Source organism: Pseudomonas sp. CH61 (assembly GCF_059429415.1).
Genome location: NZ_CM182098.1, coordinates 2,004,246 through 2,024,650, shown reverse-complemented (window position 1 = coordinate 2,024,650; position 20,405 = coordinate 2,004,246). Strand labels below are relative to the sequence as shown.

The following is a 20,405-nucleotide window of genomic DNA, read 5'->3' as shown; positions in this document are numbered from 1 at the left end:
CCGAAGGCTGCGATCTTTTGATCTTTGGCCGTTTGGGTCCGTCGAAGAGCAAGATCAAAAGATCGCAGCCTTCGGCAGCTCCTACAGGTCCGGTGTTGTTCGTTATCCCTGTAATTTTCACATTAAGGGCCGGTTTCAAAAGCGCGCGCTCCCTTCAATTGGCACGGCTTTGATCGTCGCCCGTGGGCCAGAACTCGGTACAACTGCCGGCACACCCTGCGCCGCCGTCGGCAACTGCGGCGCCTGCATGTCCGGCATCGCCCAGCTGCGTTCAGGCTGCAAACCGCCTTGCGCGCGGCGCATGAAGTCATAGCGGTTGAGGGTGATGCTGCGCCCCGCTTCGCTGTCGCGAATGATGTACGGGCGCAGAAAGACCATCAGGTTGGTCTTGGTAATCGCCCGCCGCTCGTTGCGAAACAGCGCGCCGATCCCCGGAATGTCGCCCAGCCATGGCACGGAATCATTGCTCTGGCTGTAACCGTCCTGCAGCAACCCGCCGAGCACCATGATCTGCCCGTCATCCAGCAGGATGCTGGTATCGATCGCCCGTTTGTTGGTCACAATCCCCGCCGAATTGGCACTGGCCGAAGCCCGCTCATCAATGCTGCTGACTTCCTGATAGATATCGAGCTTGACCGTACCGCCCTCAGAAATCTGCGGGCGCACGTTGAGCTTCAAACCGACCTCTTCCCGGGTCACGGTCTGGAACGGGTTGTTGCTGGTGCCCCCGCCGCCCGTCACATAACTGCCGCTGACAAACGGAATGGTCTGGCCGACAAAAATACTCGCCGCCTCGTTGTCCAGGGTCAGCAGGTTCGGCGTCGACAGCACGTTGGTGCCGCCCTTGCTCTTCAACGCGCGGGCCAGCACTTTCAGATCAAGAATCTTGCCGATGCCGGGGATGTCGACAGTGCCGTTCACGTAGCCCAGGTTCAAACCCTGCGGCAGCACATCAATGCTGGTCTTGCCGTTGGTGTTGATCCCCGAACCACCCAGATTCGCGCCACCGATCACGCCGTTGCCGCCAAGATTGCCGGTCTGCCACTGCACACCGAATTCACTGGCATCGTCCTCGCCGACTTCGACGATCAGGCTTTCGATCACCACTTGTGCGCGGCGTTGGTCGAGCAAGTCGATGACTTCACGCAGGTTGCGATATAACGGCTCCGGCGCTGAAATCAGCAAGGTGTTGGTGGTGGCGTCAGCCTGAATGGTCACGCCGCCGGCACTGAAGGCGACGTTCTGATCGCTGTTCTGCGTACCGCCGCTGCCGGTTGTGCTGCCACTGCTGCCCTGCGCGTAACTGCCGCCCGTGCTGCCGCTGCTGTTAGTGGTCGACGTGCTGCCGCTGCTTTGCGTGCCGCTCTGGCCGTTCTGCCCAGCATTGCCGCCAGTGCTAGCACCCATGGCGCTGAGCACCGAACGCGCACTGTCGCTGGTGCCGCTATCACTCTCGCCCGTGAGCAAACCGCGCAAGGCCTGCGCCAGTTTTGCTGCCTGCGCATTACGCAAATAAACCACGTGCAGATTGCTCGGATTGCTCTGCGCGTTATCGAGTTTGTAAATCAAATTGCGCGCCAGCTCAGTACGCTCCGGGCTGCCAGCGCGAATGATGATGGTGTTGGAGCGCGGATCACCAATCACCGCGATTTTCTGCGTCGGATCATTGCCCGGCGCATCGAGCAAATCCGCCACCATCGGCGCAATGTCGGCAGCGATGCCGTTCTGAATCTGCACCACATCGGTGTCAATCGCGCTCGGCGAATCAATGCTCGCAATCAACTGTGCAACGCGGGTCAGGTTCTCCGCGTAGTCGGTGATGACGATGGTGTTATTGCCCGGATAGGCGTTGATCGGATTGTTCGGCGAAACAATCGGCCGCAGCACCGGAATCAGGTTCACCGCGTTCTCGTATTGCAGCCGAAACGTGCGCGTGAGCATGCCGTTACCGGCCGGTTTGTCAGCGCTGTAAATCGGCCCACCGAGCAACTTCGCGTCCGCCTCCGGCACCACCTGCGCGACACCGCCAACATCAACCACACTGAAACCCTGCATGCGCAACGCCGCCAGCAACATGTCGTAAGCCTGCCGCGCCGGCACTTGACCTTCTGACACCAGCGTCAGCGTGCCCTTCACCCGAGGATCGACCAAAAACTGCTGCCCGGTCGAACGCGACAACGCCCGCACCACCGCTTGAATATCGGCGTCGACAAAATTCAGCGTCACCGGTTGATCGCCCAAAGGATTGCTCGGCAGTGCAATGCCCGATGAGGCTGAGCCGCTGCGCGCACTCTTGCTGATGTTGTGCAATTGCTTCGGCGCCGGTCGCGCTTGGGCCTGCGCACGTTCGCGGTCGAGCACCGCGTCGCCGCTGCGCTGGGTGTTGGCCAGCGGCCGCCCGAGTTCACTGTCGACCAGCAACGGCGGCTGATTCTGCGGCGTGGTGGTGTTGCTGCACGCGCTCAACGCCATCAGCAACATCGGCAACGCCAGACGTGCCGGTTTGGATCCTGACCCCTTCATGAAGCTTCCTTAGCGCCCAGCGCCTGATCCATGCGAACGGTGCCTGACAAAGTGCCGGCAGTGACTTCGGTCGAGGGGTTGTCTGCGCGTTGCAAACGGGCCTCGACCACTTGCAGAGAAAGCTGTGCCGGGTTGCTCAACAGCCAGTCGAGCACGGCGTCGGCTGGCGCCGCATCGAAGGTCAACTGCCAGGCGCCCTCCGCCTCCTGTAATTGGTAATGTCCCGCCAGGCCACTGGCCTGAAGGGTTTGCTCCAGCGACTGCGCCACGCTTTGCCCGTCCGGACGCACGCTGACTTCGCGCAGCAGCACTTCCAGCGCCTCGGTCTGCGCGCGCAGCTTCGGCGTCTCGGTCTGCCAATAAGCGATTTTCTTCAGCGGCGGCTGGATCAGCGCGACCCACAACAACAGGCCGATCAGCGCTAAGGCCATGCCGCCGACCATGCGTTTTTCGCGCAAGGCCAACGGTTGCCAACGCGCCTGCACCTGAGCGTTGAAGCGTTGCCACTTGGCGCGGTAAACCGCGAGCGAGGCCTTATTCATCTTCTTCTGCTCCGCCGCTGTCATCGCTTTCACTTGAGCTGGCCTCAGTGGACGGCCGCAAGGTCCAGCCCTCGTCGTCTGCTGTCACGCTGATGCCGGCCTGAGCCAAGGTGCTTTGCCACTCCTGATCATTGCCGCCACGACGGGCTTCACTCAGCAGACTCAGCTGCAAGCTGCCATCGACAAACGCCAGCCGCTCGACACTGCCAGCCATCGACGGCATGCCGCTGCCGGCCTGCAACACCAGACGATTGAACGTCTGCGCCGGATCATCCGCCGCGCCCTTCTGCCGCGCCGCCAATTGCTGACGCGCCTGTTGCAGCGGATTGAGGATCACCGGCAACTCGGGAAACGCCTGCTTTACCCGCAGGTTCATCTGGGTTTTCAGTTGCTGACCCTGCCCGGCTTCGCGAGCGGCATACAGGTTCAAACCGATCACCCAAACGGCCACGGCCAACGCTGAGAGGGCGATCGCCCTGCCCCAGCCGCGATGCTCGGTTTTTTGTTGCTGGACCGCGCCATGCAGTCCCCAACCCGGTAGCGGCCCGGTCCAGCGCTGTGCATCTGCCATCGGCAATTCGGCGCCCGGCGGCGGTTGATCACCGATCCAATGCAAAGTGACGCCCGGCTCCCAAACAACACCGTCAAAACCGTCATCGAACAACGGCTGCACCCGCGCGGCTTGCACGCTGTCGCGCAGCAACAAATGCCCGTCCTGCACACAAGCGACGGTGCCAGGTAGCACCGGCAAACTGTACGGCGCCGGGTAGAGACCGCGCAGGTTCAGCCCAGCACTTTTAAGCAACTGGCCAAAGCGCAACAAGTGCTGCCGAGGCGCCCAGGCGATCTGCACTTGCCCGGCCTCGTCCCGCGAACTGTGCGCAATGTGCATCTCGTTGCTGTCGCCAAGCATCAAGGCCTGCGCCGCACACTGCACCGCCGCGACGATCTTGTTGGCCGGCAACGGCGGTAAATCGAGACTCGCCAACAGGCTGTCAGCCGGGTGCAGAAAACACAGCAGCGGTGGCAGTTTCGACTGCTGACTCAACTGGCTCAGACTGTGGCGTTCCTCCCGCGTGACCTGGCCCTGACGATCCAGCCAGGCACAGTGCAATTGACTGTGCAGATCCAGCTCCGCCAAGGGCGGCAACGCCACCTTCAACTGGCTCATACGCCCACCCGCGACCAAATCACTTGCGGCAAGCGGTCCTGGCTGCGATGCAGCAACGCCTCAAGGCTGACCCGCCGCTGATCGCGCCGTGCCTCGCCGCGCAGGCGAAACCAGTCACTGGTAATGCCGACCTTGACGCTGGTCAGCTCCAGTTGCGGCATACGCAAGCGGTTAACGAAATCGCCACGGTTGATAAACCAGCGCCCGGCATCGCGCTCGGCAATCAGCGCATTCGCGCGTTCCAGCGACAGCCCCGGCACATACGCAGCCAAAACCGGCGCGGTGGCGGTGTTGCCGTTGAGCCAAGTCGTCGCCGGAATCACCGTCAGGTACGGCGCCAGTTTGCCGATCAGCGCTTCATTCACGCCGTCGACACTGCGCAAATCATCGATGCTGCGCAGCATCGGCAACGTCGGCTTCTGCGGTTTGTGTGAAGCGTTGGGCGAGGTGGCGCGACCACTGTCAAAACCACTTTTCGGCGCCTCGGCCATCTGCGCATTCAGCAGTCGCGGGTACGAAGCTATCACCCGCTGACTGATGCGCTGACTCAACCCGGCACTGACCCCGATCAACTCGCACAAGCGCTGAAACGCAGCGACCTGCGCCTCATCAACCCGCTCGTTGGCCACCAGATTGCGCAGGTTGAACTTGCCCTGCTCATCCTCCAGTCGCCCTTCAAAACCTTGCGCGGAGAGACGCTGCGCCCACGGCTGATCGAGCCGGGTCAACGGATCGCGCTGACGTGCATCCCAGAGCAACTGACGGCTGATCTCCAACCCGCCCTGCACCAGCCAACGCCCCTGCACACGCTGCTGATCCGCCTCCAGCGCACGGGTCGACACGCTCTGGCGCGTCAACATGCCCGCCGCAATCACCGCCACCACGGCCGCAATCAACAACGCGCTGATAATCGCCATGCCCTGTTGCTTCGCCCCCTCAGGCGAGCGGCTGTTCATGGCCGGCCTTACAACTGCCAGGAACCGATATCGGCATTCACGCCGTCGCCGTCAGGCTGACCGTCGGCACCGAGGGAAAAGATATCGATCTCACCATTCGCGCCGGGGTTGAGGTACTGATAAGGACGCCCCCACGGATCGTTCGGCAAGCGCTCCAGGTACGAGCGCCAATTGCTGTTCTTCGCATCCGCCGGCCGCTCCACCAACACCTTCAGACCCTGATTCATGCTCGGGTAAGTGCCGTGATCGAGGCGATACAACTTCAACGCCTGCATCAACCCACCAATATCCTGCTTCGCCGCCGTCGCCCGCGCCTGATCCGGCCGATCGAGCACCTTGGGCACCACCATCGCCGCGAGAATCCCCAGAATCACCACGACCACCATGATCTCGATCAGGGTAAAACCCTGCTGCCCACGCGGCGCGCGCAACGGTTGCTGAAGCGATTTGAAAGGTGCGATATCCATCTCGACATACCCTGGCTTGATTCGATTCGACGCGCAGTGTTGCAAGAAGATATGTCAGTGATGTTGAAAATCCTCGGGTGTTTTCGTCGTCAAGCCGTCAAGCACGCGGGTTAGCGTCGAGGGCTGGGTTTTGGCTTTGGGCCACTTATGCGTGCGCGTTCGCGGGAAGAAGGTTTCACGTTGATTGAGGTGCTGGTGGCGCTGGCGATTATTGCCGTGGCGATGTCGGCGGCTGTGCGCGTGGCGGGGTTGATGACGCAGAGTAGCGGGGTTTTGAGGGATCGGTCGGTGGCGATGATTGCAGCGCAGAGTCGGATGGCGGAGTTGCGGCTGGAAGGGAAGTTGCCGATGGGGATGAAAGCGCTGGATTGCGATCAGGGGCGGTTGTTGTTGCGGTGTGAGCAGGTGATCAGCGCAGCCGAAAATGGACGGTTGCTCAAGATTGGCATCCAGGTATTTGACCGCAACCAGGATGCGCCGCCGTTGGCCAAGCTGGAGACTTTAATGTCCCGAACCGAAAGCCCCTCACCCTAGCCCTCTCCCAGAGGTAGAGGGGACCGATTCGGGGATATTCGAGAGTTACACCGACTTGAAAGCCGTTCACTGAATCCACAATTGCCAAGCTCACAAAAGCCAAATCGAATGCCCTTCATCAAAGCCATAATCGCCAAGATCTTCCAGGTCGACGTACCCCGCAAGACACCTCGGTCGGCCCCCTCTCCCTCCGGGAGAGGGCTGGGGTGAGGGTAGCTTCTAATCGAGAAGCCCAGAATCACCAAAACCATAATCGCCAAAATCTTTCAGGTCGGCGTACGCCGCAAGACAACTCGGTCGGCCCCCTCTCCCTCCGGGAGAGGGCTGGGGTGAGGGTAGCTTTTGCCCTCCAGACTGAAACAGGCGAGAAGCCATCACTGCCATGACAATGGTATCGTCCCCTCCTTTTTCAAATTTCTGACAGATTATGAATAGCACCAAATCCTCAATCCGGGCCGCTGCTCCCGCACCAGGCATCTCTGAATCAATGAATACCTGACATGGCCAACCCATCGCAGAACACGAGGTTAAATAAGTTGCTGGCCGTGAGCGAAGCCAGTGTTGACAGGGCTAAGTCCAACACCGACTTATTGAAGGTGATCCATGAGTTCGCCTCGTATCGTGGCCCGCTCGAATTCGATCGCACACGCGCATGGTGGTTTTTCGGCACTGGCCTGCTATTGCTTGCGAGTGCTGTGGTCCTTTATTGGCTTGGGAATATCTCTAGCGTCGCTCTGTTCTTTTACCGGTTGGAAATTGATCCCGACTCGTTCGGCATCTGTACTGGTTTCCTTGGCATCGTGATTGCCATTTGGAGTCTGACATGGATGAAATCCAAATCTGATCGGTTGCCGTCGCTCAGTAAAAGAATTGCTCGACTGTCATCCTACTTCCACAACGGACTGACTTTCCTGAGAGAAGACTCGGCCGCGATCCTCAAGGAGCTGGACACGGAATTTGGTGATTACCGCCGGGGCGACTACAGCCGCAAGTTGGTCGAGTCGATACAGGGCGTATTCACCGGCACGTTGCGCAACCTCCCTTACACGTACCGCCAGCTGCACTATGTCAACCAACGAGAGGTGCATACCACGGTTACCGACGAAAAGGGCAATACCAAAACGGAGACTCGAGTGGTTTATGACCACTACGATCGCTACAGTTTGGTCATCGACTTTCCATGGGTCACCGGAATATCGGTCAGATCTGATCACCAGTCAGAGAACGACTATTCGCACCCCCTGGACACGACTTCTCCGGATTTCAATAAAGCGTTCCGTTTGACCGGTCGCAGCGAGATGCTCTGTGCGAAATTCATCAAGCCTTCGACGGTGCTCCACTTGCTGAAGTTGTTCGACATCCTCCATCGTCCGAACCTGGAGTTCTCCGACAGTGGAGAGCTCTGCCTCAGTTTTGAGAGCAGCGACCTGCTCGCGTACGGTGCTCAGTATTCGCTGGCTTCGCCCAAAAATTTTTACGCAGAAATTTCTGCAGGTATCGAACTGCCGCGCCTGATGTCTGCGCTCCAATGGAGCCATGCACTCAGTGAGCTGCACGATGACAACTTCAGCTCCCTTACCCCTACAAACCGCAAAGAGAAGTAAGCCATGGACATTGCACTCATCCTCGCCGCTGTTATCGCTGTCGTCATGATCATCGGGGGATTCAGCATCTACAACGGCATCATCGGAGGACACAACCGAGTACAACGTGCATGGTCGGACGTCCTCGTTTACGAACGCCAGAAGACCAAAGTTCTCGACCAGCTTCAAAAAGTGCTCGCAGATTTCATGGTCTATGAGGCCAGCCTCCTGGAAAAGATCACCGGCCTTCGCAGCGCGGTCAACGCCCTGCCTGCGGGCGCCAATGGCAATGCCCTCACGACCGTTGAAACCGCCACCCGGGAGCTGATGGGTGGCTTGCGCATCGCTTTCGAGGCCTACCCTGACCTGAAAGCATCAGAAGCGGCAAACAACATGATGCGTGAAATTGCCGAACAACAAGAGAACGTCGGTGCTGCCATCACCATCTACAACCGCAACGTCGAACTGTTCAACAACGCCATCGAGATGTTCCCCGGCTCGGTCGTCAATGGCCTGTTCAACAAGAAAACTCGCGTCACGCCATTCACCGATACCGAAGCTTCGCAGAGTTTCTCTTACACCCCGAATATCTAACCTGCGTTAAGCAATCGACCATCACCCGTGAGGGTGGTGGTCGATCACCTGCCTTCTTGAATAGATTCGCCGCTGATTTCTCGGGCGCGAACCATTCAATGACACGAGCGTTCAATCGGCCCCTTCTGAATCAACCAGCCCCACCACCGGAACCTGCCAAGCAGGCTTTTTCCCACTCTGACCATCAAACACCCGGCGCGCCTCGCGAAAATCATCGACATGCTCCACAACCCAAGTCCAAATCGGCGACATGCGAACCAACAACTCCATACCCAAGGCCGTCAGCTCATACTCGACATGGGGCGGCACTTGTTCCAACTCCCGCCGTATCAACAGACCATCGCGTTCCAGCGCCCGCAGCGTCTTGGTCAACATGCGCTGAGTCACGCCCGTCATCTGCCTTTTGATCTCGGCATGACGCATCGTGCCGTACACACCCAGGGCATGCAGGATGCCCAGTGACCAGCGGCTACCGGCGTGAGCCAGGACTTCGCGCCGCACGCCATCATCGTCTCGTCTTAGCGTCTGGCAGATCGCTTCTGCCTGGCTAAGGGTTTCCTCATCGGTCATGTGTCCCCCTGGTATCACGCGTGTGCCTTCTTCTGAGCGCTGCGCAATCGTGCCAGCATCGCCAAATCATACAGACGACGAATCTCCGGAGACATCATGACCCAAGCGACCCACCCTTCCCCACAATCCATTCTCGTACTCGGCGCCGGCGAACTCGGCCTGCCGGTGCTGCGCAATCTTGCGCGGGTAGCCGAGCGCTCGCCCGGCAGTTCCATCAGCGTCCTGCTCAGGGATTCGACCATCAACACGAAAGTCCGTGAGAAAAAGCGGGAAATCGATGAACTGCGCAGTCTGGGCATTCAGCTAGTCGCTGCAGACCTGGTTAACGACTCCATCGATCAACTGGCCGAAGTGTTCGCAGCATTCGATACCGTCATAGGCTGCGCAGGCATGGTCGCGGGCCGTGAAACGCCGATGAAACTGGCGACAGCAGCGCTCAGGTCCGGCGTGAAGCGCTATTTCCCCTGGCAGTTTGGCGTCGATTTCGAAGTGATTGGCCGGGGCAGCCCGCAGGACTTGTTCGATGCGCAACTCGACGTGCGCGAGCTGCTGCGCGCCCAGGACAAAACCGAATGGGTGATCATCTCGACCGGCATGTTCACCAGTTTTCTGTTCGAGCCAGTATTTGAGGTCGTCGATTTTGACAACCACACCGTCAACGCCTTGGGTAGCCTGGAAACCAGCGTAACGCTCACGACACCGGAGGATATCGGCAAGCTGACAGCGGACATCGTTTTCTTCGAACCGCGCTTTCGCAATGAGATCGTGTACCTGTCTGGCGACACGGTGACGTATGGGCAGGTGGCGAGCCTGCTTGAACGAGTGCTGGGGCGGCCGTTCAAGCGTAACGTCTGGACGGTTCCGTACCTGATGCAGGAACTGGAAAAAGACCCCACTCACCACATCAAAAAATACCGCGCCGTATTTGCCCAAGGCAGAGGCGTGTCGTGGCCTAAAGCGGGGACTTTCAACGAACAGCAGTCGATTCAGGTGACTACGGCTGAACAGTGGGCTCGGGATAACCTCGCAGTCGATTGACGCAAAGAAAGCATCCCACTTGCAGGTCCTGATACGCGTACATCATCTCAACAGTTATCGCGACTAAAGAGCCTGCGCACTCCCACCTTGGAACACGCTCAAAGGTGGGAGCGAGCCTGCTCGCGAAGGCGCCAGAATGAACACCCGATCAATCACCAGGTGATCCCGGCACCCGCATCACTCCGGCAATTGCAAATTATCCAACGCCCGATTCACCGCCAACTCCCCGAGCATGATCAACTGCGCAATCCCCAACAACGCCCGACGCTGCGACGCCGGCAACAAACTGACGACGTTCTGCGCAATGGTTTGAGCCGAAGCGAGTGTTGCACTGGCATCGACCAGCAGTTCTTCGGTTTTGTTGTCCGCCGTCACGGCGTACATCCCACGGGTTTTACGTGGCGGCGGCGTGGAACCGGGTGGACAGAGGTAATGGTCGAGCGCGCGGTCGGCGGCTTCGTGGAGTTTTTTGGAATCGATGGATTCGTAGGGGGAAACTGAGGCGGTTTCAGGCGGGTTGGGTGTTGGTTTGATCATGGTGAAGCTCCTTGATGACTGGAGCCGCCACTGTTCGCGGTCAAACAAACAGGGTGGCAGCTGTACGCGGGTTGACCGACCGGACATCAAGGAATCCGGCACACCCGAAGGTGTCCCACGCACAGCCACCGCGACATGATTTCAGACAATGCCTGAACACGTGCAGAACGCTGGCGCGCCTTGATATTGGGCGGACGGTCAAATCCGATCACTGATACGTCAGCGACCGCACCACAATAGAACCCGCCCCCAAGGCGCACAAGCCGGCGGATTCTGGCGTAGCTGTAGGCAAAGGCGCAAGGATATGTAGCCTGAGAGAGTGTTTGGAGATGTTTTTAAACGTTCGCGTTTAACGAGACCTCATTCCGTCACGTACCCGCAACAGATCCGTCCCCTTATTCCAACAGACGTAAGAAAATGGCCGAGATTGCTAGCCTGGTGCTCACTCGAACAGTCCTAAATATTCCGCCCAACCATACAAAGCCAGAATTCCCAGCAGAGAAAAGGCATTCAATCGATATGGAATTTCGACCCACCGCCGCAAATTCAGCGGAAGGCTCCGGACATCTTCGAGGGCACCCGGATTATCCAGCAACAGGCGCGAAGGACGTTTACGAAGCAAAGCAGTGATCAGATTGAGCCTGTACCTGCGCGCCCAAAAACCGGAACGTCCCTTCTGCGGGCAGTTGTGGAGCAGAAAGCAATTTTCAAGGTGCAATTCAATTTCGGAAAGCTTGAAATACCCGACATAGATCATCACCAGAACGTTGGAGATGATCAGCACCAGTAACGCAATGCCAGTGGCGGCGAACAGAAGTTTGATTTCAGTCATGGGGAGAGTCTTCGTAAACGACCTCACCGATGGACTGATTTTCTTTTTGCCCCATTACAAAAAACCTCTGTATTTCCCATACAGCCAAAGCAGTGACGTCCCGCCGCACACGAAATAGCCGACATGAAATGGACTCGTCGCCCAAAACCTGAGTCCTCTGGGAAGGCGTTGAACGGCGTCTATCAGCAAGGGTTCCTGCCGTTGGATACTCTTGGATGTAATCAACCGGCTGACAGCAGTCATCCGCTGAGTTCTCGAGTAAAAACTTCCCCCTGATGAACCACAGTCCATGGATAGGTATAGCCACTCATCAAAGTGTTTTTCCAGAGCGTCGAGTTTTGTGTAAACGGCGTAGAAAATCATTGCGCAGTTGATCACGCCCATCACGATCTGCGCCCCACATGCCCAGGCAAATACTGTGCTGGTGATTTCCATTACTCGGAATACTCATGAATTTCTTGCCCCAATAGCTCTCCTAGCTCCGTCATCTGAGTTCCCGTCTCCACGGACCCTGCCGCACCGACCACAAGCACACACACAAGTTTTCCCATTCCTTTCAATTTCGCGCATACCGCCAAACCTACTTTCCCTCCGATATATCCACCAGCAAGAGCTCCAGCGGTACCGCCCACCATTTTCCCTCCCTCTACAAACCTCACTTGCCTGCATTCCGCCTCGCGATCGGACGCGCAAACCTCGTAAATTTTTGAGCTGGATGCGCCCAGTTGCAGACCTATGCCGAGATAACCACCTCCCTTCATGAACTTCGCTGCTCTGGCAACGCCCGCAATGTTGGTTGCATATCCGGGCAGTTGTGCCGGTGCGCCTGCTTTGCCCCATCGGTGAACAATTCGGCGGCTGGACAATCCCAGTGCACGTTTGAGTTTTGGATGATCTGGCAAACCCGTGCCTTTGCGTACCAGCGGCCCAAGGCTGGCATCCAGTTTCGCCATCAGACGTTTGCGTTTGGCAAAGAACTCTGGGGAATGTAGATGGCGATGTTGGGTGTATTGCTGCTGATGCAGTTGCTCCAACTCTTTGAGGGTGTTTTTCAATCCTTCCAAATGCTGCCCGATCATGAATGACGCAACGCCCAATGTGCCGGCCGACACCTCCAGAAACGGCTCAATGACCTCATGATGCTCAACCATGAACGACGCTTCTTCATCCGAAAGGTCTTTCAACGCCTCGTTCACCTTCTCCGCAGCGGCCATCATCTGTGCTTCTTCGCGCCGGCACATGTAGTTGCGTGAGTCGCTGAACAAGACCATTTGCCCAGGCTTGACCCGCTCACCGAGATGTCGATTGAGTGAACGGAATTCGCGACGCAGTGAGTCGCCGGGACTGATTTCGTACAACTCCCGTTCAAGCGCCTCGAGCGTCATGGGTTTCTGAACGATGTGGAAACCTGATTCAGCCGGTTGCGGCAAGGTGTAGGCGTGTTCCTCCACCAAGTGTTGTGCAGGAGGTGGCTCGGGTTTGGGGTTGAAAGCATTCCAGGAGGCGCCGCCGTTGTCTGTAGCCATGCGTGGCTTGACCAGAGCCCAATCACCGTTACGCACAGCATCGATGAGTTTTCGCTCATTCCCGCCTTGCATGTAGTTGGAACGATGCAGGCCCATGGCGTTTAACAAGTCGTCGAATCCGGGCAAGTCGTCCGGACGATTCAATGCCTGTCGGAACTGTTCCATGGCTTCGTAGGCATCGAGGATCTGCTCTCGCTGGCCATGGAACTCGCTTAGCGGGATGAGTCTGGTCACGTTCGTGTCCCGTTCTGAAAACGCAGGACTTTGGCGAACGGACTCAGGTTTGAATGCAGGACGGATCGGTGTTCGTTGTAGGGAAAATCCGGCTTTCTGACTTGCAGACGCCGCGCTCAAATCATCAATGTTTTATGGCGGTAATGGGTGGGGCAGAAAATAGATCCGTAGCCAATGTTTGCTCCCACAGGTTTCAACGTCGTACACAACATCTGCAATCAGCATAAAACCCAGTGGGAGCGTGCTTGCTCGCGAAAGCGCCAGAATGAACACCCGATCAATCACCAGGTGATCCCGGCACCCGCATCACTCCGGCAATTGCAAATTATCCAACGCCCGATTCACCGCCAGCTCCCCGAGCATGATCAACTGCGCAATCCCAGCCAGCGCATGGCGCTGCGATCCCGGCAACAGGCTGGAGACGTTCTGGGCGATGGTTTTGGCCGAAGCGAGTGTTGCACTGGCATCGACCAGCAGTTCTTCGGTTTTATTGTCCGCCGTCACGGCGTACATCCCACGGTTTTTACGTGGGGGCGGCGTGGAACCGGGTGGACAGAGGTAATGATCGAGGGCGCGGTCGGCGGCTTCGTGGAGTTTTTTGGAATCGATGGATTCGTAGGGGGAAACCGAGGCGGTTTCGGGCGGGTTGGGTGTTGGTTTGATCATGGTGAAGCTCCTATTAGAGTGGAGCCGCCATAACTGTCGCTAAACAGAAAGGTGGCGGCTGTACGCAGGTTAGCGAACCGGTTATAGGCACCCGGCAGACCCGAGGGTCTCCCGCATACAGCCACCATAGCGGAGTCGCAGACATTGAATCTGCGACAAAGCATGGAACGCTGATGCACCTATTACAAAAAAGTTGAGTCGCTAAACCCGATCGCTGAATCATCAGCGACCGCACCACAATAGAACTCGCCTCCAAGGCGCACAAGCCGGCGGATTCTGGCGTAGCTGTAGGCAAAGGCGCAAGGATATGTAGCCTGAGAGAGTGTCTAGAGATGTCTTTTTAAACGTTTGCGTTTATCGAGACCTTACTGCGGCACCTCCCCACTTAAACAAATCTGCCCCATTACCGGCAATTTTTCCCGCGCACAAAACGTAAACCCAGTCAGGGCGTAAAGGCATTGCGAGCGACTCGACAGAAGCCACTCACCAACAGTCAATCAAAGGACTGTAGGAAATGTTGAGCGCAACTTTTGCCTCAGGCATTCTGTGCGACGCAAACGTACATGGACGGGAGATTTTTGGCGGTACTGTTAAATGAAACTAAAAATATTAGCCATCAGCCTTTTATGTTGCGTCAGTTTATTTTCTAGCGCAGCAGACGTTCCTATCAAAGAGGGAATGCCATTTTCGAAAGCCCGAAAAGCTTTGATCAAAAATGGCTGGAAGCCGAATCCGTCCTACTCAGGTGAGTTCGGGGTTGAAAACGTCATCCAAAGAAAAGGCTTCAATGAAATCGAGTCTTGCACGGAGGGCGCCCGTTTCTGCAGCTTCAACTACATCAAGAACGGAGATTGTTTAGGTGTAGGAACTGTCGGCGAAGAAGTCAAAGACATGAAAGTTTATTCCTGGAACTTCAAATGCCCTGAAAAGGATTGAAACCAGAAATCGACAACAAGTGGGCGGCGCTTCCCGAAGGTCCAGGCAAGAAGAATCACTATCCTCCGCAACCTTACGCCGAGTATCCGGACTTTTTATCGACCTACAAATCTGCGGAGGAACTGTCCAATGAAGGCCTCAACCCTCGTACTTGTCGCAGTTTATTGCATGGGTATCAGCGCAGCGTTTGCCGGTGGCTCACAGGCGTCAAACGAAAAGCACGGGCCAGCAGGCATCGTCGTCGGTGAGCGTTTAGTGGCGGCCAGGGCCAAGCTAGTCAAACAAGGCTGGAAGCCGACGCGGATGCATAACACCGATGGCTATGAATACAGTGGCGTGGAGAAGGAGCTGGCTGCACACAAGTTCTTCGAACTGGATACCTGCTCGTTTGATAGCTCGCGTTGCATCTTGTACTACGCGAAGAAAGGAACTTGCCTACGCGTCGATACCCTCGGTGAGCAATTCAATGACATGACGGTGACGCGATGGACCCGCGAATGTCCTGAAGCGGCTCAATAACCACACGAAGACGGCATGGTAATAATCAACTGCTCCCACAGATGTCAGCGTCGTACACAACATCTGCCATCAGCATAAAACCCTGTGGGAGCGAGCCTGCTCGCGAAGGCGCCAGAATGAACACCCGATCAATCACCAAGTGATCCCGGCACCCGCATCACTCCGGCAATTGCAAATTATCCAGCGCCCGATTCACCGCCAACTCCCCGAGCATGATCAACTGCGCAATCCCCGCCAGCGCATTGCGCTGCGATGCCGGCAACAGGCTGGAGACGTTCTGCGCGATGGTTTTGGCCGAAGCGAGTGTTGCACTGGCATCGACCAGCAGTTCTTCGGTTTTGTTGTCCGCCGTCACGGCGTACATCCCACGGCTTTTACGTGGGGGCGGCGTGGAACCGGGCGGACAGAGATAATGGTCGAGCGCGCGGTCGGCGGCTTCGTGGAGTTTTTTGGAATCGATGGATTCGTAGGGGGAAACCGAGGCGGTTTCGGGCGGGTTGGGTGTTGGTTTGATCATGGTGAAGCTCCAAATTTATACCTGGTGAAACCACCAACACCTGTCGCTAAACAAGTAAGGGTGGCAGCTGTACGCGGGTTAGCGAACCGAGAGGTATAAGACCCGGCAGACCCGAAGGTCTCCCACGCACAGCCACCATATCGTCGTCGCAAACGTCTGCGACAAACTGGAGCGTCGTTGTACTTATACCTGGTCAGGTCGCTAAACCCGGCCGCTGGGTTGCCAGCGACCCATAGACGATATAGACCAGGTACAAAGCCCACAAGCCGGCGGATTCTGGCGTAGCTGTAGGCAAAGGCGCAAGGATATGTAGCCTGAGAGAGTGTCTGGAGATGTCTTTTTAAACGTTGGTGTTTATCGAATCCTCATTGCGTCACGTATCCCTGACCAGATCCGTCGCCTTAGGCATTTGTAGACCTTCATTTCACGATTACGTCTCGCGTGCCCGGCCATAGCCAGAGCCTGTGGCAAGCTATGGCAGTCATTCCTTCTGAATGTCTGTGACCTCAGGGAAATTCATTACTGAAAACGCGAGTCCATGTGTGCAGGAGGAAGTTGATGAGCAATCGATCAAGCAGGCACAATGTGTAAGCCATCAAATTGCCGCTAAGCCTGAGCTGGCCGGAGAGCAGAGCGTCCAGCCTATTGCGTATAGACTGCATCGTTTCAACCAAGGAGAAGGTTAAATGCTGGAAATCAACGTAAACTACGCCCCCCAGATCTCTCTACTTAAAGACATTGACGAGCAGCTATCAGATGCTTGGAGTTCTGTCTACAAGCTGCAAAACCTCAGTGAGTACATCGACCCCGAAAGCGGTACCAGTGAGGACTACGACGACGAAGAAACTTACTTTTCCTCAAAAATTGAGCGTATTCATCTTTCTCTTTGTCTTCTAATGGAATCACTTGGATACATCCAATTGCTGCATGACTTTAAATCAGGCTATTCGATTTACTCAGGCAATCCAACTTCATGCTCTCCTAACCGCGATGGGGATTATCATAGTAGTACACTCGGTTATTTTTGGCGCTTTTATAAAACCATTTCATCGTTAGTTAATCTTGAATCGGTAGAAACGGATGAAAGAAAGCAACGCGTACTGCTAGAGGCTATATTAAGGAACACCCCAAAGATCGTACATGATCGCAAAATTACGCCAAACTGCGAGGTAGAAGTCCGCAACTGCGTATACGATCTTCTGATACATGTGTTCCCTGACACAATGCGAGAGATTCCCGTCCCCCAAGTCACAAAGACTTATAAAGCCGATTTGGGTGTCCCATCGCTAAAAACTGCAGTGGAATACAAATATGCGACCACCGAGGAGGAGGCAAGAAAAATTATTGGTGGTTTCTACGAAGATATGCGTGGATATGCAGGCAGCGAAGATTGGAAGCACTTCTATGCTGTGCTATTCATGTCAAAACCTTTTTTTACTGTGGAGCAAATCCAAGCAGAATTTGCACATGTAGGTGCTGACAAAAATTGGTCTCCGATACTAGTACACGGTGAGGGAACACGTAAAAAACGCTAATGCTTTGCAGACATGGGCAGATTTATTTTTTTGAATATAAATCTGCCAGCTTCTCTATCAAATAAGCCATGCTTATTTCGGTATGCAGCAAGCAAAAACCCATGTTGCGATCAATATAGCCCGAGACCAAAACACTAAACTTTTTAATTAACTGAGCACCAAGAATGCGGCCCGAAATAAAACATGATGATAAATGTCCGGATCCTGAAGATTTTACAAAAAACCTAATTAAGGGCTTCAAAAAAAAAGCGGCACATAACAAAAACGAATCCATGGCGTTTTTCTGGCTTTCCATGGGTGGCGCACTCACATCTCCGCTACTCTTAACTTTAGGAAGCGGAATGTTTTTGGCAAAAGTGGCCCCCGCCACTCTTTCGGCTATCGTTGCATTTTCAACTGCCTGGCTTCAACTTAGAAAGCCGCAGCAATTATGGGCGCTTTACAGGACATCGCAAAGAGAGCTAGAAGACAACTTGTACAAATTTCAATATAAAATATTGGACTATAAAGACGCAACAAACCCAGAAAAGCTTCTTATCGAGCGAGCTTCAAAAATTGCGCTTGACGCCCACTATTCGTGGTTACCAATGGTTCCAAGCCCAGAAAACATGCAAAGCTCCTCCAAACAACGAGTTGAAGAGTGATAAATAAAAATGGCAAATTCATTTGAGTTGGAAACCACAACAATAGACACTAAGTTTGGGAGCTTTATTTTTCATTGCTTTTCTTGGGGTTCGCATGAAGAGGACAACATTCTTGTACTTGAAAATAAAAGCACTAAATCTACTCCGCTAGTAAGAATTCAAAGCGCGTGCTACACCGCTGAAATATTTAGAAGCCTTGACTGTGATTGTCATGCGCAACTCAGTAAAAGTCAGCAGCTAATAGCGAATGAAGGTGGTTATTTAGTGTATATGCTTTGCGATGGTCGCGGAGCGGGGCTTTTAAATAAGGTACGTGGACTAGAGCTTGGCAGATTGTATGGCATGGATACTTCCGAAGCTTATCGACATCTAAACATAGAACAAGACCCAAGAAATTACTCGAGAGTCAATGAGGTACTGCGCCACTTCGAGTTGAAAGAAATTCAGCTCTTAACAAATAACCCAAGAAAAATTGATGCAATCGTTGATTCAGGTATTGAAGTAACCCGACGCCCTTTGGAAATCGAATCCACTGTAACTTCTGCGCCTTACTTGAAGACCAAAGCACTGAAAATGGGGCACATGCTAACAGAATTTAAAAAATGAAATGACAACGCCCCTCTTCGAAAGGGGCTACACACCCAAAAACACAGGACCCGCCAAGGCCTTCTTAACTTTCTTTTGACTTGCGCAACTCTGCCTTTAATGCATCGACTTGCTCTAGCAACTTTTTATTCTCCTTCATTAGAAAGTTTTTCGATGGACTCTCAGGATTATGATAAGAGGGAATATCATACAACAACTCCAGCTCATCTTTATAAGGCATCAAAGGCTGATAAAGTTGGTAAAAAGCGCGCCCTACCGCCCCTCGAAATAGTTCAAGCATTGGCTTTTTTGCACCAACAGAAAGGATGTGATCCGTAGCAATACCAGGATAGGGGTCGATATATATAATTTTTGTGACCCCTAGTTGATAAGCTTTTTTTGCACAAAGTTCACATGGACTAGCGGTAGTAAACAACACGCCACCTAGAAGTTTTTGCCCACCAAATTTTGCAATTTGCAAAAAAGCATTTTCTTCTGCGTGAAGTGACCTAGTATGAACTTGATTCTTTTCTCCCTCAATTTCATTCTGTAGGGCCTTGAAGCAAAACGGGATATTCCGCTTTTGTGTGGCGCCAGACTTTATCAAGTCAAAATACTTGTCACTTAAAGCTTTGCGAAATACATTGTCGTTTTTTTCATACTCACTATAGTCAGAGCCATTAATTCCACTTAGTAAGTCTTCAGCACTTCTTAACAGACACGGGGTTTGTCCTTGGGGAGTACTATTCCAACCGACACTCTTTACGCTATAACTATTATCAGTTACTACAGCCCCTACCTGCCGCGAAATACAGCCAGAGCTTTGTTTCACTGTGTAAGCAATTTGCATACAGTTTTCAACTGATGTTGGCATCACCAACCCAGGATGCATCATAAGTGCCAAGTACCATGCTAATTGACTTACCAAATCATTTTGATTGAACTCACTCGCTTTTGAATTATGAACATGAACATCAGCAATCTCGATACAAGCCTGAATATTTTGCGCGATAAATTTATTTGCTCCTGAAATTTTTCCAGGATACTCCTTGTTATCGAGATCCGTAATTTCCTTTATTGAAAGTTTTCTATACTCATGCAGACTACTCATTCTTTTTGAGTTAGGCGTATTTACGGATATCAGATAAAAATTTGCATATCTCCTTTTCAAAAAGAACGCTTCATACGGATTTCGAATTGCATCTATGACGACCCTACACGGCACTCCTTTTAATGTTGTAGATTTGCGAACCAGTTTAATCAGAAAATTTAAATGCTTGGGAAAATAAAACAGCTTGCCAGCGTCAAAAACATTACTATCTGCAAGCCCCGAGGACCTAATATTGTCGCCAGACTCTTGGTAGAGCTTGGTAAACACTGCGCCACCCAAGCTGTTTCTTAAACTTTCAGTAACGCGCGGCAAGGTTGAAAAATAAAGATCCATCCATGACTCGAGTTCGACAGGATCAACTTTACCATTGAATGAGTTAAGCCGAAGAATCTCCTCTCGCACTTTATTTAACTCATCATAAATCGCGGCGGCGGACTCTTTTTTAATCTCCGCACCATAGATTCCCGCCAAATATGATATAAACGCCTCTCTTTCCAGAAGCAGTAGATGATATGTTATTAACGATCGCACCTCAATCTTATAAAAGGGAGTCCAGTCATTACCTTTTAAGTATTTATGAACTATTTTGTGCTTTTTTAATTCATTTTCCGTGAGTCCCTCGTAGCCTTCCGCAGGAAATTCGAAGCTTGTTCCACCCAACTTGCTAGCGGCGGTGGAGCAGCCTGAACCAGTACGCCCGGTAAGACCAATTATCAAAAAATTATTTGCCTCGCTGTATACACCACTTATTGCTTCTCCTGTTTTTATGGACATTCCCTCTCCCC

Annotated in this window: 22 protein-coding genes; 9 read left to right on the top strand and 13 right to left on the bottom strand. The window is 54.1% G+C overall.

Going from position 1 to position 20,405, the window contains the following annotated elements:
• Nucleotides 1–135: 135 nt before the first annotated feature.
• From gspD to gspG, 5 genes are read right to left on the bottom strand one after another with little or no spacing between them, the layout of a single operon-like run.
• Nucleotides 136–2,523, bottom strand: coding sequence for a type II secretion system secretin GspD (gspD, locus tag AC5SEM_RS09170; RefSeq protein ID WP_495472748.1), 2,388 nt, complete (start codon nucleotides 2,521–2,523; stop codon nucleotides 136–138).
• Nucleotides 2,520–3,065 (bottom strand): type II secretion system protein GspM, encoded by a 546-nt coding sequence (gene gspM, locus AC5SEM_RS09165; RefSeq protein WP_495472747.1) that lies wholly within the window; start codon nucleotides 3,063–3,065, stop codon nucleotides 2,520–2,522. Before gspM ends, gspD begins: the two co-directional genes overlap by 4 nt.
• Nucleotides 3,058–4,236, bottom strand: coding sequence for a type II secretion system protein GspL (gspL, locus tag AC5SEM_RS09160; RefSeq protein ID WP_495472746.1), 1,179 nt, complete (start codon nucleotides 4,234–4,236; stop codon nucleotides 3,058–3,060). Before gspL ends, gspM begins: the two co-directional genes overlap by 8 nt.
• Nucleotides 4,233–5,192: a type II secretion system minor pseudopilin GspK gene (gspK, locus tag AC5SEM_RS09155; protein WP_495472745.1), complete on the bottom strand. Its 960-nt coding sequence runs from the start codon at nucleotides 5,190–5,192 to the stop codon at nucleotides 4,233–4,235. Before gspK ends, gspL begins: the two co-directional genes overlap by 4 nt.
• Before the next feature lie 8 nt (nucleotides 5,193–5,200).
• A complete protein-coding gene (gene gspG, locus AC5SEM_RS09150) occupies nucleotides 5,201–5,659 on the bottom strand; it encodes a type II secretion system major pseudopilin GspG (RefSeq protein ID WP_273914941.1) in 459 nt (152 codons plus the stop codon).
• A 147-nt stretch (nucleotides 5,660–5,806) separates the two neighbouring features.
• On the opposite strand from gspG, the gene gspI reads away from it, so the two are divergent.
• The 3 genes from gspI to AC5SEM_RS09135 all read left to right on the top strand — a co-directional run bounded on the left by gspI (nucleotide 5,807) and on the right by AC5SEM_RS09135 (nucleotide 8,370).
• Nucleotides 5,807–6,193: a type II secretion system minor pseudopilin GspI gene (gene gspI / locus AC5SEM_RS09145; RefSeq protein WP_495472744.1), complete on the top strand. Its 387-nt coding sequence runs from the start codon at nucleotides 5,807–5,809 to the stop codon at nucleotides 6,191–6,193.
• A 500-nt stretch (nucleotides 6,194–6,693) separates the two neighbouring features.
• On the top strand, nucleotides 6,694–7,797 hold the full coding sequence (locus AC5SEM_RS09140) for a hypothetical protein (protein WP_495472743.1): 1,104 nt from the start codon (nucleotides 6,694–6,696) through the stop codon (nucleotides 7,795–7,797).
• A 3-nt stretch (nucleotides 7,798–7,800) separates the two neighbouring features.
• Nucleotides 7,801–8,370, top strand: coding sequence for a LemA family protein (locus AC5SEM_RS09135; protein ID WP_110719111.1), 570 nt, complete (start codon nucleotides 7,801–7,803; stop codon nucleotides 8,368–8,370).
• Between the two features lie 111 nt (nucleotides 8,371–8,481).
• Here AC5SEM_RS09135 and AC5SEM_RS09130 read toward each other — a convergent pair whose 3' ends face one another.
• Nucleotides 8,482–8,940 (bottom strand): winged helix-turn-helix transcriptional regulator, encoded by a 459-nt coding sequence (locus AC5SEM_RS09130; RefSeq protein WP_495472742.1) that lies wholly within the window; start codon nucleotides 8,938–8,940, stop codon nucleotides 8,482–8,484.
• 96 nt (nucleotides 8,941–9,036) lie between these two features.
• Between AC5SEM_RS09130 and AC5SEM_RS09125 the strand changes: the two genes are divergently transcribed.
• On the top strand, nucleotides 9,037–9,978 hold the full coding sequence (locus tag AC5SEM_RS09125) for an aromatic alcohol reductase (RefSeq protein WP_495472741.1): 942 nt from the start codon (nucleotides 9,037–9,039) through the stop codon (nucleotides 9,976–9,978).
• 177 nt (nucleotides 9,979–10,155) lie between these two features.
• Here the strand turns inward: AC5SEM_RS09125 and AC5SEM_RS09120 are convergent, their stop codons facing one another.
• The 5 genes from AC5SEM_RS09120 to AC5SEM_RS09100 form a co-directional block, all read right to left on the bottom strand.
• Complete coding sequence (locus AC5SEM_RS09120) at nucleotides 10,156–10,515, bottom strand: DUF6124 family protein (RefSeq protein WP_495472740.1); 360 nt, start codon at nucleotides 10,513–10,515, stop codon at nucleotides 10,156–10,158.
• Between the two features lie 442 nt (nucleotides 10,516–10,957).
• A complete protein-coding gene (locus tag AC5SEM_RS09115; protein ID WP_495472739.1) occupies nucleotides 10,958–11,347 on the bottom strand; it encodes a hypothetical protein in 390 nt (129 codons plus the stop codon).
• A gap of 54 nt (nucleotides 11,348–11,401) precedes the next feature.
• Complete coding sequence (locus AC5SEM_RS09110; protein WP_495472738.1) at nucleotides 11,402–11,782, bottom strand: hypothetical protein; 381 nt, start codon at nucleotides 11,780–11,782, stop codon at nucleotides 11,402–11,404.
• Entirely contained in the window at nucleotides 11,782–13,107 is a 1,326-nt protein-coding gene (locus AC5SEM_RS09105; RefSeq protein ID WP_495472737.1) for a hypothetical protein, read from the bottom strand. The genes AC5SEM_RS09110 and AC5SEM_RS09105 overlap by 1 nt, the downstream gene beginning before the upstream one ends.
• A gap of 306 nt (nucleotides 13,108–13,413) precedes the next feature.
• Nucleotides 13,414–13,773, bottom strand: a complete 360-nt coding sequence (locus AC5SEM_RS09100; protein WP_495472736.1) for a DUF6124 family protein — start codon at nucleotides 13,771–13,773, stop codon at nucleotides 13,414–13,416.
• 594 nt (nucleotides 13,774–14,367) lie between these two features.
• On the opposite strand from AC5SEM_RS09100, the gene AC5SEM_RS09095 reads away from it, so the two are divergent.
• Together AC5SEM_RS09095 and AC5SEM_RS09090 are read left to right on the top strand one after the other, a co-directional pair.
• Nucleotides 14,368–14,709, top strand: coding sequence for a hypothetical protein (locus tag AC5SEM_RS09095; RefSeq protein ID WP_262415977.1), 342 nt, complete (start codon nucleotides 14,368–14,370; stop codon nucleotides 14,707–14,709).
• Between the two features lie 129 nt (nucleotides 14,710–14,838).
• A complete protein-coding gene (locus AC5SEM_RS09090) occupies nucleotides 14,839–15,228 on the top strand; it encodes a hypothetical protein (RefSeq protein WP_495472735.1) in 390 nt (129 codons plus the stop codon).
• Between the two features lie 157 nt (nucleotides 15,229–15,385).
• On the opposite strand, the gene AC5SEM_RS09085 is transcribed toward AC5SEM_RS09090, so the two are convergent.
• Nucleotides 15,386–15,745, bottom strand: coding sequence for a DUF6124 family protein (locus AC5SEM_RS09085; RefSeq protein ID WP_495472734.1), 360 nt, complete (start codon nucleotides 15,743–15,745; stop codon nucleotides 15,386–15,388).
• Between the two features lie 686 nt (nucleotides 15,746–16,431).
• Here AC5SEM_RS09085 and AC5SEM_RS09080 point away from each other — a divergent pair.
• The 3 genes from AC5SEM_RS09080 to AC5SEM_RS09070 all read left to right on the top strand — a co-directional run bounded on the left by AC5SEM_RS09080 (nucleotide 16,432) and on the right by AC5SEM_RS09070 (nucleotide 18,530).
• Nucleotides 16,432–17,280, top strand: coding sequence for a PD-(D/E)XK nuclease domain-containing protein (locus AC5SEM_RS09080; RefSeq protein ID WP_495472733.1), 849 nt, complete (start codon nucleotides 16,432–16,434; stop codon nucleotides 17,278–17,280).
• A gap of 164 nt (nucleotides 17,281–17,444) precedes the next feature.
• On the top strand, nucleotides 17,445–17,924 hold the full coding sequence (locus AC5SEM_RS09075; RefSeq protein WP_495472732.1) for a DUF4231 domain-containing protein: 480 nt from the start codon (nucleotides 17,445–17,447) through the stop codon (nucleotides 17,922–17,924).
• 9 nt (nucleotides 17,925–17,933) lie between these two features.
• Nucleotides 17,934–18,530 carry a GTP cyclohydrolase II gene (locus AC5SEM_RS09070; RefSeq protein WP_495472731.1) on the top strand — a complete coding sequence of 199 codons (597 nt, stop codon included), beginning with the start codon at nucleotides 17,934–17,936 and terminating at the stop codon, nucleotides 18,528–18,530.
• 64 nt (nucleotides 18,531–18,594) lie between these two features.
• Here AC5SEM_RS09070 and AC5SEM_RS09065 read toward each other — a convergent pair whose 3' ends face one another.
• Nucleotides 18,595–20,394 carry a hypothetical protein gene (locus AC5SEM_RS09065; RefSeq protein ID WP_495472730.1) on the bottom strand — a complete coding sequence of 600 codons (1,800 nt, stop codon included), beginning with the start codon at nucleotides 20,392–20,394 and terminating at the stop codon, nucleotides 18,595–18,597.
• Between the last annotated feature and the right edge of the window lie 11 nt (nucleotides 20,395–20,405).

Coding starts and splice junctions, on each gene's coding strand:
- gspD (WP_495472748.1), bottom strand. CDS start 2,523: ATGAAGGGGTCAGGATCCAAACCGGCACGTCTGGCGTTGCCGATGTTG.
- gspM (WP_495472747.1), bottom strand. CDS start 3,065: ATGAATAAGGCCTCGCTCGCGGTTTACCGCGCCAAGTGGCAACGCTTC.
- gspL (WP_495472746.1), bottom strand. CDS start 4,236: ATGAGCCAGTTGAAGGTGGCGTTGCCGCCCTTGGCGGAGCTGGATCTG.
- gspK (WP_495472745.1), bottom strand. CDS start 5,192: ATGAACAGCCGCTCGCCTGAGGGGGCGAAGCAACAGGGCATGGCGATT.
- gspG (WP_273914941.1), bottom strand. CDS start 5,659: ATGGATATCGCACCTTTCAAATCGCTTCAGCAACCGTTGCGCGCGCCG.
- gspI (WP_495472744.1), top strand. CDS start 5,807: ATGCGTGCGCGTTCGCGGGAAGAAGGTTTCACGTTGATTGAGGTGCTG.
- AC5SEM_RS09140 (WP_495472743.1), top strand. CDS start 6,694: ATGGCCAACCCATCGCAGAACACGAGGTTAAATAAGTTGCTGGCCGTG.
- AC5SEM_RS09135 (WP_110719111.1), top strand. CDS start 7,801: ATGGACATTGCACTCATCCTCGCCGCTGTTATCGCTGTCGTCATGATC.
- AC5SEM_RS09130 (WP_495472742.1), bottom strand. CDS start 8,940: ATGACCGATGAGGAAACCCTTAGCCAGGCAGAAGCGATCTGCCAGACG.
- AC5SEM_RS09125 (WP_495472741.1), top strand. CDS start 9,037: ATGACCCAAGCGACCCACCCTTCCCCACAATCCATTCTCGTACTCGGC.
- AC5SEM_RS09120 (WP_495472740.1), bottom strand. CDS start 10,515: ATGATCAAACCAACACCCAACCCGCCTGAAACCGCCTCAGTTTCCCCC.
- AC5SEM_RS09115 (WP_495472739.1), bottom strand. CDS start 11,347: ATGACTGAAATCAAACTTCTGTTCGCCGCCACTGGCATTGCGTTACTG.
- AC5SEM_RS09110 (WP_495472738.1), bottom strand. CDS start 11,782: ATGGAAATCACCAGCACAGTATTTGCCTGGGCATGTGGGGCGCAGATC.
- AC5SEM_RS09100 (WP_495472736.1), bottom strand. CDS start 13,773: ATGATCAAACCAACACCCAACCCGCCCGAAACCGCCTCGGTTTCCCCC.
- AC5SEM_RS09095 (WP_262415977.1), top strand. CDS start 14,368: ATGAAACTAAAAATATTAGCCATCAGCCTTTTATGTTGCGTCAGTTTA.
- AC5SEM_RS09090 (WP_495472735.1), top strand. CDS start 14,839: ATGAAGGCCTCAACCCTCGTACTTGTCGCAGTTTATTGCATGGGTATC.
- AC5SEM_RS09085 (WP_495472734.1), bottom strand. CDS start 15,745: ATGATCAAACCAACACCCAACCCGCCCGAAACCGCCTCGGTTTCCCCC.
- AC5SEM_RS09080 (WP_495472733.1), top strand. CDS start 16,432: ATGCTGGAAATCAACGTAAACTACGCCCCCCAGATCTCTCTACTTAAA.
- AC5SEM_RS09075 (WP_495472732.1), top strand. CDS start 17,445: ATGCGGCCCGAAATAAAACATGATGATAAATGTCCGGATCCTGAAGAT.
- AC5SEM_RS09070 (WP_495472731.1), top strand. CDS start 17,934: ATGGCAAATTCATTTGAGTTGGAAACCACAACAATAGACACTAAGTTT.
- AC5SEM_RS09065 (WP_495472730.1), bottom strand. CDS start 20,394: ATGTCCATAAAAACAGGAGAAGCAATAAGTGGTGTATACAGCGAGGCA.